Below are 13,794 nucleotides of genomic sequence, written 5' to 3'. Positions count from 1 at the left end.
GCCCTAATAAATATGTAATAATTTGAGATAAAAGGATAATAGTTTAGCTTTTTAGGAATCTAATATTTTAAGTATTTTAACAAAGCTTAAGGGTAATGTCAAGTAAATAAAACGTACATGCACCGTGAACCACCCGATTTATGTCGAAATATCTGCTTAAATTACTGCTGCTGATAAAGAAAAAAGCCCCTCAGAAAGGGACTTCTCTGCTGTATTTACTTTCTCTGCTACTGGCGGCGACAAAATCCGACAGGTTCACGGTGCGTGTACATAAACGCTCATAAACAAACATAAACGAAAATACTTATAACTCTCTTCTTCCCTCCAGAGCTTTAGAGAGGGTTACCTCATCTGCGTACTCTAGATCTCCACCAACAGGGATTCCGTGAGCTATCCGGGTCACCTTAACTCCCAGCGGCTTAATCAGTTTAGCAAGATACATCGCAGTCGCATCACCCTCAGCGTTAGGATCAGTCGCTACAATAATCTCTTTAACCTCATCTTTTTCCAGGCGGGGAATCAAATTTCGGATTCTTATCTCATCAGGGCCAATTCCATCCATAGGAGAGATAGCTCCGTGCAGCACATGGTAAAGTCCATTATACTCACCGGTCTTTTCCATTGCCACTACATCACGCGGGCTTTCGACAACACAGATTGAAGTTCTATCACGATCTTCAGACTGGCAGAAAGTACAGGTCTCCCCTTCAGTCAGGTGATTACAGTTAGAACAGTAATTGATTTTTTCGCGGGCCTCAATCAGCGCCTCTGAGAGGTTTTTTACCTCACTTTTCGGCTGACCGAGTATATAAAAAGAAAGACGGCGAGCAGTTTTAGGCCCGATACCGGGCAGTTTACTGAGCTCGCCGATCAATTTCCCCATAGGTTTAGGATATGGATTCATTAGGGCATCCCTGGTAGATTCATACCACCAGTCACTTTACCCATTTCGTCATTTACCATTTCCTGAATTTCGCGCATACCCTGATTGACTGCTGCCAGTACAAGGTCTTCCAGCATTTCTACATCTTCAGGATCAACTACTTCAGGATCAATCTGCAGATCAACAACTTCCTGCTTACCATTAACTACTACCTTAACAGCTCCACCACCGGCAGTTGCCTCAAGTGTCTTTTCTTCCAGTTCTTCCTGCATCTTAGCCATCTTAGCCTGCATCTTCTGTGCCTGTTTCATCATTTTTTGCATATTCATTTTAATTTCCTCCTCTATTTTCTAAAATTGATTTGTCCACTTCAATAATCTCACCAGAAAAAATTCTGGCTAAACTTTCTATATCCAAATCACCGGCCTGCTCAGCCACTTCAGCTGACTGAGAAGCAGGTTCTTCAGCTTCTAAATTTTGATCACTATTTTTTGAAGATTCCTCAGCTTTATTTGAAGGATTATCAACCTCTTCTACTGCCGGATCAATCTCTGCACCGCTGTTCTGTCCGCGGTCAGCAGCAGGTTTAGAATCTTCAACAACCTCAACTCCTTCGCTCCTATCTGGAGCAGAAGTTTCCGGCTCGTCAGCTAGTTTTTTTTTAGCACCAAGCTGAAATTCTATCTCTACAGCCTCATTTAAGACATTTCTTAAAACTCTGGCCACCAGCGCCTTGTTGGAAGATGCTCCTTTATAATGAAACTTTTTAGATTCTGGAAAAGCAATAATAACTGTTTTTCCTTCCACTGCCGCCGGTTCTCCCTCTCGCAAGAGTGCCTGAACAGAAATATCGAGCTGACGGGTTTCTTTTAAAACTCGAGCCCAATTTTCTTTAACCTGATTTAGGCTGACAGCCCCACCAGCAGCTGCTGGTTTTTGGGGACTCTCTTTTGAAGAAGCTGCGGCAGCTGATTTTTCAGCTGAAGCAGTTTTCTCTGCTGCCGGCTCTGTTTCCGACTTAGCTTTTTTCTCTTTCTCCTGCTGCGGCTTTCTACCCGCTGGCTGAGTTGGAGCGGTTTCTCTATTATTTTTTTGAATTTTATTTTTATCTTTATCTGTATTTTCTTCTTTACTGCTTCTCTTACTTTGATTGTTCTGCTCATTATTCTGACTGGTTTTTTCTTTTTCAGCAGCAGTCTTTTGTGCTTCAATTTTCTGCTTGAAATCAGAACTACTATTTCCTGCAGAATCTCCGCTGCTGGTTAAGAAATTATCCAGTTTAAATTCTAGTTCAGAAAGACGTGCCTCCAGGGAACTTCCACTGCTTCCCCTACTACTTAATTTTATAACACTTATCTCCAATTGTAAACGGGGTCTGGCACTTGAGCGCAGCTTTTGTTTTAAAGAAGCAAATTCATCAATGATTCGAGTTATCTTTTTAGTACTCAAATTTGCAGCCACAGAAGCAATTTCTTCTAAATAGCTGCGGGAATACTCTAAAATCCCGGAATCAATTCCGCATTCCTTAACTAGAAGTAGTTCACGGCAGTATTCTATCAATTCATCACTAAATCTTTCAATTCCCAGGCCAGATTCCAGCTGTTTATCTAATAATTCTAAGGCCGGCTGGCTTTGTTCGCTGCTTAGATGAAGTAAAAAGTCTTTTAAATCCGATTTATCAATTCTGCCCAGCATCCGCGAAATCTCATCAACACTGAGCTGACCATCACTAAAAGAAATGGCCTGATCCAAAAGGCTGATTGCATCTCTCATTCCACCCCGGGCACTGCGGGCTAAAATATCCAGAGCTTCTCTGTCAATCTCATAACCTTCAGCTTCCGCTATATATTTTAACCGCTTTTTTAAGTTGGTTAAAGTTAATAGGGTGAAATCAAAGCGCTGACAGCGGGACATAATAGTTGTAATAACTTCGTGAGGTTCGGTAGTTGCCAGGATAAAAACTACACTCTCCGGCGGTTCTTCTAAAGTTTTTAAGAGGGCATTAAAAGCTCCCTTGGTCAGCATGTGTACTTCGTCAATGATATACACCTTGTACTGGCCTTCACCGGGATAGAATTTAACCTTTTCTCTCAATTCTCTAATCTCATCAATACCGCGATTTGAAGCGGCATCAATTTCGATTACATCAAGTGAATTTCCTTTTTCAATCCGCTGGCAGGAATTACACTCGCCACAGGGTTCAAAGTCAGCAGACGGATTAGCACAGTTAAGCGACTTAGCAAAAACCTTCGCAGTTGAAGTTTTCCCTGTTCCGCGGGGACCGGCAAATAGGTAGGCATGAGCCACTCTATCATTTTTTAGAGCATTTTTTAAAGTTATTTTAACCTGATCCTGACCAATCAGATCATTGAAATTTTCTGGCCTGTATTTTCGATAAAGAGAGAGAAAGGACATTTTTTTCACCTCAAAAATAGTATTATATAACAAAAACACCCTATTCCGGGTGTTTTAAAATAGTGGCCGCACACCGAGCTTCGAAGATCTTCTCCCAGGCGTTACCCTGACAGTTGGCTCGAACCAGGCACCCTCGCGGCACATGGAGCGACTTGCTTACCGCTGCTTCCTCCCGGACCTGACGGGGTTCACAAGACTCCATTGCGCGAGACCCAATTGTCAACACTACTTATCAGGGCCAGACCCTGAAAGAAAAAATCCTCAGCCACGGCGTCAATCCTGCTATAGCGGTTTGCAGGTTACAGGGTACCGCTACCACCCCATCTAGTGCGGCCAAATCTTATTCAAAAATTATAAAGTTTTAATGGCGGAGAGGGAGGGATTCGAACCCTCGGTAGGTTTGAGCCTACACCCGCTTTCCAGGCGGGCCCCTTAAGCCAGACTCGGACACCTCTCCGTAAAGAAGTAGGATGTAAGAAGTCAGAAGTAGGATTAAATTCGAATACTCAAATTTAATAACACTTCTCTTCTCAGTCTCTACTTTGAAAATTTATATATAAACTATGGATGATAAAATATAATGGCGGAAGGAGAGGGATTTGAACCCCCGAGACAGCAAAACTGTCTACTCGATTTCGAGTCGAGCGGTTTCAGCCAGACTCACCCATCCTTCCGTTGTCTTAACTCACGGAAAAAATCTTTTAAAAGCTGAGCTGATTCTGCTTCCATTACTCCTGCTTCAACTTCTACCTGATGATTAAAACGGTCATCATCTAAAAGCTGATAGAGGCTCTTGACAGCTCCGGCTTTGGGATCACTGGCTCCATAAACAAGGCGTTTAATCCTAGACTGTAGAATTGCACCTGCACACATTGGGCAGGGCTCTAAAGTCACATAAAGCTGGCAATCTTCCAAGCGCCAGCTAGCCTCATTTTTGGCTGCTTCTCTTAGAGCAATCATTTCGGCATGAGAAGTTGGATCCTGAGTTTGCTCCCGGAGATTAAACCCACGGCCAACAACCTGGTCATCACAGACAACAACTGCACCGATTGGTACTTCAGCTCTTTGATAAGCTTTCCTGGCTTCTGCCAGGGCCATCTTCATATATTTTATATCATTTTCCATAGAATATCTCCTGATAAAACAAAAAATTAAAAATTTAAAATGGCGCACCTGAGAGGAGTCGAACCCCTAGCCTTCTGATCCGTAGTCAGACGCTCTATCCAGTTGAGCTACAGGCGCACGCTAAAACTTTTCTTAAGCAACAATAAATATTATAACAGTTACTCTTATTATCGTCAAGTGATTTTTGAGAAAAAATTATATTCATTGAACTAACAGCCTTTGTGAGCTGTTTTTAATGTTGATTTAAGTGTCTTGACGACAATAAAAAAGACCATTTTCAGAAAATATTTAGAGTTATTTAAATAAGATTTCCAGTATAAAAATTTGAAAAGCGTTTGACTTTTTGGGTATTAACACTTTTGACCCTGCAAACCTTCCGTAGTTTCTAGGTTATATTATAATGGAAAAATCAAGAGTTTGCAACTTCAATAAATTCCTAATCTACTGTGCTTTATTCAAACTATTTTTTATTTCTATTTGATTTTGAACAACTTCAGCAAGTTGATACTGTTTTTCCAGCTCTCTATCATAAACTAATTTTTTGTTTTCTCCCATAAAAACACTGTCCAACCTATTTTTTTGATCAAATTTATAATAAAAAACTACAAATTCACCCTCAACTTCACATTCTATCTCTGCTATTGTTTTATTGTTCTCTTGATAATACTTAATATAGCGGTAATTACCTAACTCAATATTATCTAATAAATTGTGCGGAGTTAAAATAGATGAATAAAACAAGTCGTACAATTTTTCAATATCTTTTCTCATTCTTTTCATCTCCTGGACTTAAATAATTTTTCAATACATTTTCAACATATTCCCTTATTGGCTTTACCTTTTCAAAAGCATGTTCATAATCAGCTAACTTCCAGTCTTTTCTCTTTTTATCAATTTTCATTTTTAAAGCATTATTAAAATAAGTTGCCAGCATCCCTGCATTAGAATTAATTTTTTTGATCCACGAAAATTCCCCCTCGAAAAGTTTAGAGTTCTTAATGTCATTATCCGAAGCATCTAATTTAAAATCACTAATTATTTCTGGTACTATTTCATATCTGATTAAATTATCTATTTTGTTTTTTTGATCCTTAAAATATTGATCTGGCCTTTTAATTTTAGACTTTTTACTTTGGTTTTGATCATAAATTTTTACAGCTTCCTCTTTTTTGATTTCTAATAAATTTTGTAATTCTATAATGGCCTGTTTCCTTTTAGCTTTCTCTTCTCTTTGTTTTTCTATCAATTCTGTGGTGATATAAGAATCTATAATGGTTTCCCCTTCACCCTTTTCAGTTGCTTTACCAATTGAGTAATCACGATTGGACTCACCTTCAAACCCAAGATCTATTTCTGATTTCTCCAATTCATCCAATAAACGAATTGTATTACTCTCTTGAATCTCTTTTTTATAATAATTCCATAAATCTCTTAAATATAAATGTTCATGAGAAACTATAACTCCAACATTGTCTTGAGCGCTTTGAGCTTCAGAATCTGGTATTCTTCTTAAAATTCTACCTACAAACTGAGCATAAGGCAATCTGCTTCTAAAGGGCCTAAACAATGCAGCTACAGACAAATATTTGTGATCATATCCTTCACCAAGCATTGCAACATTAACAACTACCTGTGTTCTATCATTTTCAATATTTTTATATGCCATCTGTAATTCTTCTTCTTTCAATTTACTATGAATAATTGTTGCTGTATATTCCATCTGCTCGTATAAAGCTTTAATTTGCTCAGCATGTTCAATACTACAGGCAACAGCTATGATTTTATGTGGCAAATCACTATACTTAGCTTTTTCCTCCAACTGTTCTATACTTCTATTCACCACTTTTTGTGAACATTCTTTAGAATATGCAACAGAGCGGCTTACCCAGTTTTCATCTTTTATTCCCATTTCATATATTTCCTCTACAGTATACACTTCAGAAGAATCATTATCAACAGTTAGATGCAATTCTTCTGGTATATGTACAAGATCTTCCAGACTCTTGACATAACCATTTGCCATAGCAGCACTTAATTTATACCTAAATATTTCATCACCAACTATAGGTTTACCATCACTTCTGAAAGGTGTGCCTGTTAATTTGACAACCTTTTCAGCTAAAAAATAATTAGTTGCCTCAACCCAGGTATCTGCTGTAGAATGATGAGCTTCATCTATTAAAATCATATCGAAAAAATCGGCATTAAGTCTATTTATAAGTGAAGATTCAAGTCTTTCTTGAAGTTTATGGATATTTAAAACCACTATATTAGCATTTTCAAGTATCTCATTAGGTGTTTTATCTCCCTCATATTCGATTAGAGTTGGTAACTCATCAACTTGATTAAACACTTTTCTTTTTAGCCAAAAGTTTTCAGGGTTTTTAGGATTTAAAGAGTCAACAACAGAATCTCTAATTGTGGTTCCAGGCGTAATAATTAAAACTCTACCTTCAGAAATATGGTAAGGCAAAATACCCATCAAGCCTGTTTTGCCTACACCTGTAGGAAGAACTATAATTGCATGAGAAGTTTTATTATATTTTATAAAATGATTAAATGCCTTGTAATAGGCTTCAATCTGAGGTTCCCTTAAATCCTCATTTTCTGTTAAATTAGGATCAGATGTTAAAAAGTGTTTTTCATCAAAATAGATATCAGCCATTAGCAAACCTCCTGCATTAATCTTGAATTAATGAGCATATTATATTACTTCTATGGCAAATAATTTTATCCTGCAAAATAATAGCTAGTTATCATTCAAACTCCGATAAAGATCAATAATAATCAACTCCATCAGCTGCTCCTTAAAGTCTTTATCATTAAGAATCTTACCATAGAACTCAGTATTTTCATTATACGACTCAACAACTGTGTCGGTAAACTTCTTCTTAACAGCAATCTTGAAATCTTCCAAGCTATTAGCCTGAGCTCTTTTCTTTAAGTCATCATCATTCTTTAACTTATTAGTCATTTGCTCGGTGGCAACTTTAGCTGCCTCTGAGAAGTCAGTTTGGAACTTTTCATTCAATCTCTCAATAATAACACTCAAATACTCTTTTTCTTCCTCGTGATAGCTGCCACTGCCAAGAGATGGTCCAGTAAGCTCTTCTTCACCAATTAATCCGATACTCTGCTGACCTTTATTCTCAAGCTGATAGTATTCCAATACAACTTTATCAGAAATATCTACATTACCTGGAGTCTCAATATCAATTCTTTTAAGCAGGAATCTTAAATAAATATTCATCTTGTGCAGATCAGCATCTTTAATAGGATGAACCTGCAGCACTAGATTATAGAGGTTAATAAATCGTTTCATTTTAGATCTGAATTCTAATTTATCTTCTTTCGATAAATTTCTTATTCTATCTGCACTGTGAGATAGAGCATTATCTCCAGCGGCTATTATCTCTTCTGTAGAGTCATTCTCATAATAGCATTGAGCAAAATCATAAATATCATCTTTATTGATAAGCATGGAATTCATTATCTCATCATAAAGAGTGTACATCTCATTTGGATTTATATTATCTGAATCCAGTCTTGTTACATCATAATAAGGTTCAAAAGCATTCTTGATATCATCAGCTTCATTGACAAAATCAAGGACAAATGTATCCTCTTTAATTCCCTTATATGTCCTATTTAAACGGGATAAAGTCTGGACAGCATTAACACCTCTCAACCGCTTGTCAACAAACATGGTGTGCAGTTTTGGCTGGTCAAAGCCAGTCTGATATTTATTAGCAACTAAAAGGATCTGATATTCATCTTTATCAAATTCTTTAGCTGTTTCAGATTCTGGTATGCCGTCATTCATTTTGGGTTCCGTATATTCAAAACCATCATCTTTGACTGTGCCTGAAAAAGCGACTAAACTTTTTAGGTTTTTATAGCCCTTATCTCTAATGTATTTATCGAAAGACTTCTTATATCTGACTGCATGTAGACGAGAAGAGGTAACAAGCATTGCTTTAGCTTCTCCACCAATTTTATGCATTGTCTTATCACGGAAATGTTCAATCATTATTTCAGTTTTCTGTGATATGTTGTGAGGGTGAAGGCTTACAAACCTGGCAATCTCTTTTGAAGTTCTTGACTTTTCAAACTCTGGATCATCTTTAATCTTTTTATTAACCCGATAATAAGTTTTGTAGGTCATATAGTTTTCTAAAACATCTAAAATAAAACCTTCTTCTATTGCCTGCCGCATTGAATAGACATGAAACGGCTCCCTTTTACCTACCTTATTAGTAGAACCAAAGAGTTCTAGTGTCGAAGATTTAGGTGTAGCTGTAAAACCAAAGAAGCTCAAGGAATCCAGACTCTGAACCCGCATTAATTCCTTGTTGATCTTATCCTCAACATCATCAGAATTCATTTCTGCTTGTCTATCCAATTCAGCTGCCTCTTCTAAGGATAAGGATTCTTTTAAAGCTAAGATATTTTTACCACTGGTAGAAGAGTGTGCCTCATCAATTACAATTGCAAAGTTTTTGTCTTTAGTATTTGATACCTTGTCCAGGATAAAAGGAAACTTCTGGATTGTACTGATAATAATATTGGTACCTGAATTTAATTCATCAGCTAATTGATGTGAATCTTTTTTGATGGGAGCTACTACACCCAGCTTATGATCTATCTGATAAATAGTCTCCTGCAGCTGCTGGTCTAAAGAAACTCTGTCGGTAACAACTATCACACTGCTAAAGATAGGATTATTATCTCTATCATGTAAACTGGACAATCTATGGGCTAACCACGTGATTGAATAGGTCTTACCTGAGCCTGCACTATGCTGAATCAGATACTTATGGCCAGCCTTCTTATCTTTAACATCATTCAATATTTTAGATACTACATCCAACTGATGGTAACGAGGGAATATTAACTTTTCATCTTTATGTAGATCTCCCTGCTCATCAATATCTTCTTCAACATCAATAAAGACAAATTTCTGCAGGATCTCTAAAAGCTGATCTTTCTTGAAAATATCCTCCCAGAGATAATGTGTTTTTAATTTGCCCTCAACTTCAGGGTTACCAGCTTTTTTGGATTTACCTCTGCCTTTTCCTTTATTAAAGGGGAGAAAGAAAGTATCCTTTCCATTAAGTTCAGTTGTCATATAGACTTCATCTTTATCAACAGCAAAGTTTACTATTGAACGCTGCTTAAATCTAAATAATTTTTCATTAGGTGATCTATCATTTTTATATTGGTAAATAGCATTCTTATAATCCTGCCCTGTATCTTGATTTTTTAGCTCCATTGTTATGATAGGTAAACCATTTAGAAAAAGAACAACATCAATTCTTTTCTTATCCTTATAATTTAATTCATCGATCACGGAGAAGATGTTCTGATTATACAGTTTATTTAATTTTTCATTAAAATCTGTCGGGGGCTTAAAATATGCTAAGTCCAATTTCTTGCCATAATCTTTGATACCATGTTTGATTACATCAATCATACTTCTCCTGGCTAATTCTTCATTTAATCTTTTAACTATTTTCTGTTTATACTCAGGTCCATAAATATTTTTTAGTTCCTGCATGATTTTTTCCTGAGTTGTTTCCAGAAATTCAAATAACATTTCTGTATCTAAAGCATGATATTTATCATAGTTTAAATTGCTACTCTCAACATAACCATTCTCATAAATCAGATATTCTTTAATCAACTGCTGAAAGGCGTTTTCTTTCAGTTTCGCTGGAGTTATTGTGCTCAGCAAGTTTTTCTCCCCCTTCTAATTCGTAATCTCTTAAATCTATTTTACCTGTAACAGCTTCAAAAATTAGAGACTTTTTATATTCTTTATACTTTTCTATTGATTCTTTTGTTTTATTGATAAGGTTGTTTATTTCTTGAATTTTATTATCTAGATAATTTACGATATTTGTTTTTATTTTTTTATTACTTTGAATGATAATTAATTCTTTTATTTTTTCAATTGTTAATGCTTGCAAAGTTGATCCTGCTGACATTTTTTTATATTGCTTTTTTATTAAATTTGAATCAAAACAATATTTTATAAACTTAGAATTGATATAATTATTAGATTCTAAAATAATTTGAGTAATATTTCCATCTTTATAATAAAAATCTCTACCATCACAAACCCAAACTTGCCCTATTGTTCCAATAGAAGTAATCAAAATATCTCCTTTTTCAGGAATACCATATCTATTTTTTATTTTATTAAAAAGTTCTTTAGAAATGTAATTCCTTGCTTCAGCCTTTAATCTTTTACTCAACCTAGCGACCTCTTTTGAGCGATAAAATGGAATTCCTTTATCTCTATAATCTTTTTCATGAATTCTCTTAGCTGAAGTAATAATGGAGATTCTTTTAAATGGTATTACATCACTATATTCAGGTATCTCGCCAATCCATTCAACTCCACTATCTTTCATCTCAATCTCATCAACTAATTCTCCATCCTCACTAAGATATTTATCTCCTAATTTACCTTTAGTTACAGCTTCAGTTATAACTGATTTTTTATATTTTTCAAGATTGTCTATAAGCTTTTCTTTTTTATTTATTATCTTATCTATTTCAGTTGTTTTTTGGTCGAGATATGATGCTATTTTTTGTTGTTCACTTTTGGAAGGTAAAGGACATTCAATTTCTAAATATCTTTTTGTATCTAAATTTTGAATTCCTGTTGTTTGATTAATAACTTTTAAAATTTCTCTTTTTTGATAAACAGAAACATTCACATACTTTAAATAATCAGTTTTTATATATTCTTTTCTTGGTTCTATCTTAGCCATGAAATTAGCATAAATGGCTGGTTTTTCAGATTTATATTGTGCAACAAATCCAACAGGTTGTTTATCACCACCACCAGATTTTTCAAGTAATAAATCATCTTTTTCTAATAATAGTTCTTCTCTACTTGATTTATCTAAATTCCTAATGGTGAATTCTTGATCTTCAACTATATTTTTCTCTCTATTATAATCAGCAACTCTTACACAATATATATCATCACTATTGTTTTGAGCTTCTTCTCCCCATTTTCCATTTTGAATATTCTTGGTTAAGGTTCTAAATCTTTCAACATCCCACTCATTAGGAATCGTACCTATCCATTCAACACCACTATCCTTATACTCATCATATCTCTTATATTCTCTCATCATAACCACTACCCTAAAACTTTCTGCATAATCTCATTGATTTCTGCTTCCAGCTTTTCTATATCTTCTTTAATCTCATGAGAAGGCTCTAACTCTTCAAACTCGTAAAAATATCTGGTAAAAGGAATCTCATACCCAACTCTGGTATAAGAGTAATCAACCCAGGCTTCTGGCACATGTGGCTTAACTTCATTTTCAAAATAAGCTGTAATATTATCTTTTTCTTTCTCCACAAAATCAGAATAATCCTGTTTATATTCTTCTACTTTATGACTGAAGGGAATTCTCTCATAATCACGAAGATCTGTATCTGATTCTATCTTACCTCGCTTTTTGCAGTAATCAGCATTTTCATCTCTTTTGGCAAGTCCATTTCTTACAGCTTTCATTAAGGACCGCTTTAAATCTAAATCACCTAAAATATCTTTCAGTACTTCTTTAAATTCTTTTCTGTTTTTCCAGACTTTTTTCTGATCAGTATGTTCTCTCAATCTATTTAAAATTTTCTCCTGTAATTTCTTTCCTTCTTCAAGTTTTTCAAGTTTCTTTTTATCCTTAGACTTAAACTCAGGTGCTTCAGATAATTTCTTCAGCTTTTTATATTTTTCTTCATCAAATAATTTGGAGAAAGTATTTTCAGCATAAATATTTTCAATTCTCTCTTCAGTAATTTTGAAGTTTAATTTAAGTGGTCTTTCAATTCGAACTTTAAGATAACCAAATTCCTCTTTATTAAATATTTTAGAGTATTCATTTTCCTGGAAAGCACCATAGATTTCAGTTATTCTATTTATCTGCTGCTTAGAAATTTTGTTTCTTTTGGCACCCAAAGATTTTCTCATTTTTTTATAAAAACTAGTGGCATCAACCAGCTGAATCTTATCTTTTCTAACTGGTCCTTTTTCTAAATCATCATTTTTTCTGTTGGATAAAACCCAGATATAAGTAGCGATCCCAGTGTTGTAAAATAATTCTTCTGGCAGAGCAATAATACCCTCCAATAAATCATTCTCTATTATCCAGCGTCTGATTTCACTCTCACCGCTATTGGCATCACCAGTAAAGAGAGGAGAACCATTAAAGATAATAGCCATTCTACTACCTTTTTTATCAGTCTTCATCTTAGAAAGCATGTGCTGCAGGAAGAGAAGAGATCCATCAGAAGTTCTTGGTGTACCAGCACCAAATCTACCATCAAAGCCCTGATTCTTGTGCTCTTTTTTTACTTCCTTGCTGTCTTTTCTCCAGCTGACACCGAAGGGAGGATTCATTAAACCATATCTAACCCGTAAACCTTTATGTAAATCATTGGTTAAAGAGTTTCCTAAAGCAATGTTATCAGCATTTTCTCCTTCACCTTTAATCAACATATCTGCTTTACAGATAGCATAGGACTGATCATTAATCTCCTGACCATATAAGGCAACCTCAGCATTAGGATTCATCTCGTGAATGTAGTTCTCAGCTACTGAAAGCATACCACCAGTTCCGCAAGCAAAATCTCCTATAGTAGAAATATTACCTGGATTAGTCAGCTCATCTTCTTCACCATTAAAAATAATATTGACCATTAATTCTATTACTTCTCGTGGTGTATAGTGATCACCAGCTTCAGCATTTTCAGAAAATCTTCTAATTAATTCTTCAAATATGTAACCCATTTCCTGATTGGATACTTTCTCAGGATGTAAATCTAATTTATTAAACTCTTTAACCACGAGAAAGAGCAGATTATTTGAGTTAAGTTTAGTTATCTCTTTATCAAAATCAAAGTTTTCCATAATCTCTCTAATGTTAGCACTAAAACCTCTGATATATGCTCTTAAATTTTCTGCTATATTATCTGGATCATCAAGCAGTTTTTCAAAATCATATTTACTTTTGTTGTGAAATTTAAATCCTGCTGCTGCATTCAACAGTTCAGGGATATCTACTTCCTTTGCTTTCTCTAAAACTTTGTCTTTAGTCGGTTCTAAAATGCAGTCAAAGCGTCTTAGAACTGAAAGAGGTAATATTATGTCTCCATATTTTTCTGGCTTGTATGGACCCCTTAATAAATTTGCTATATTCCAAATGAAATTTACTTTTTCTCCAAAATTGTTCATTATATTAATTGCCTCCCGTTTAAAATTAACATTTAATTTATTTCTATAACTAAATCATTTTAGATTAGTTTGCTATAATTATTCTAGCTTTAAGGACTAACAACGTATTGTCATAGAT

At 35.1% G+C, this 13,794-nt stretch carries 9 protein-coding genes, 3 tRNA genes and 1 other RNA gene; all 13 read right to left on the bottom strand.

What is annotated here, in order from left to right:
- Nucleotides 1-304: 304 nt before the first annotated feature.
- The gene (recR, locus tag C8C76_RS00365; protein WP_108137549.1) at nt 305-904 is read right to left on the bottom strand and encodes a recombination mediator RecR; all 600 of its coding nucleotides are present in this window, start codon (nt 902-904) and stop codon (nt 305-307) included.
- Nucleotides 904-1,212 (bottom strand): YbaB/EbfC family nucleoid-associated protein, encoded by a 309-nt coding sequence (locus C8C76_RS00360; RefSeq protein WP_108137547.1) that lies wholly within the window; start codon nt 1,210-1,212, stop codon nt 904-906. Before C8C76_RS00360 ends, recR begins: the two co-directional genes overlap by 1 nt.
- Nucleotide 1,213: 1 nt before the next feature.
- A complete protein-coding gene (dnaX, locus tag C8C76_RS00355) occupies nt 1,214-3,298 on the bottom strand; it encodes a DNA polymerase III subunit gamma/tau (RefSeq protein ID WP_108137545.1) in 2,085 nt (694 codons plus the stop codon).
- A 66-nt stretch (nt 3,299-3,364) separates the two neighbouring features.
- An RNA gene (gene ffs / locus C8C76_RS00350) (signal recognition particle sRNA large type) lies at nt 3,365-3,631 on the bottom strand.
- 32 nt (nt 3,632-3,663) lie between these two features.
- Nucleotides 3,664-3,755 (bottom strand) — tRNA-Ser (locus C8C76_RS00345).
- Nucleotides 3,756-3,879: 124 nt separating this feature from the next.
- Nucleotides 3,880-3,972, bottom strand: a tRNA-Ser gene (locus tag C8C76_RS00340).
- On the bottom strand, nt 3,959-4,423 hold the full coding sequence (gene tadA / locus C8C76_RS00335; RefSeq protein WP_108137543.1) for a tRNA adenosine(34) deaminase TadA: 465 nt from the start codon (nt 4,421-4,423) through the stop codon (nt 3,959-3,961). The genes C8C76_RS00340 and tadA overlap by 14 nt, the downstream gene beginning before the upstream one ends.
- A gap of 40 nt (nt 4,424-4,463) precedes the next feature.
- Nucleotides 4,464-4,540, bottom strand: a tRNA-Arg gene (locus C8C76_RS00330).
- A gap of 324 nt (nt 4,541-4,864) precedes the next feature.
- Nucleotides 4,865-5,194, bottom strand: coding sequence for a hypothetical protein (locus tag C8C76_RS00325; protein WP_108137541.1), 330 nt, complete (start codon nt 5,192-5,194; stop codon nt 4,865-4,867).
- Nucleotides 5,178-7,088 (bottom strand): DEAD/DEAH box helicase, encoded by a 1,911-nt coding sequence (locus tag C8C76_RS00320; RefSeq protein ID WP_108137539.1) that lies wholly within the window; start codon nt 7,086-7,088, stop codon nt 5,178-5,180. Before C8C76_RS00320 ends, C8C76_RS00325 begins: the two co-directional genes overlap by 17 nt.
- An 84-nt stretch (nt 7,089-7,172) precedes the next feature.
- A complete protein-coding gene (locus C8C76_RS00315) occupies nt 7,173-10,157 on the bottom strand; it encodes a type I restriction endonuclease subunit R (RefSeq protein ID WP_108137537.1) in 2,985 nt (994 codons plus the stop codon).
- Nucleotides 10,099-11,574 (bottom strand): restriction endonuclease subunit S, encoded by a 1,476-nt coding sequence (locus C8C76_RS00310; protein ID WP_108137535.1) that lies wholly within the window; start codon nt 11,572-11,574, stop codon nt 10,099-10,101. Before C8C76_RS00310 ends, C8C76_RS00315 begins: the two co-directional genes overlap by 59 nt.
- Nucleotides 11,575-11,579: 5 nt before the next feature.
- Nucleotides 11,580-13,676, bottom strand: coding sequence for a type I restriction-modification system subunit M (locus tag C8C76_RS00305; protein WP_108137534.1), 2,097 nt, complete (start codon nt 13,674-13,676; stop codon nt 11,580-11,582).
- Nucleotides 13,677-13,794: the final 118 nt, after the last annotated feature.

Source organism: Halanaerobium saccharolyticum (assembly GCF_003053565.1).
Taxonomy (GTDB): domain Bacteria; phylum Bacillota; class Halanaerobiia; order Halanaerobiales; family Halanaerobiaceae; genus Halanaerobium; species Halanaerobium saccharolyticum_B.
The sequence above is the reverse complement of the archived record's forward strand: the minus strand, read 5'-3'. Positions and strand labels throughout refer to the sequence as shown.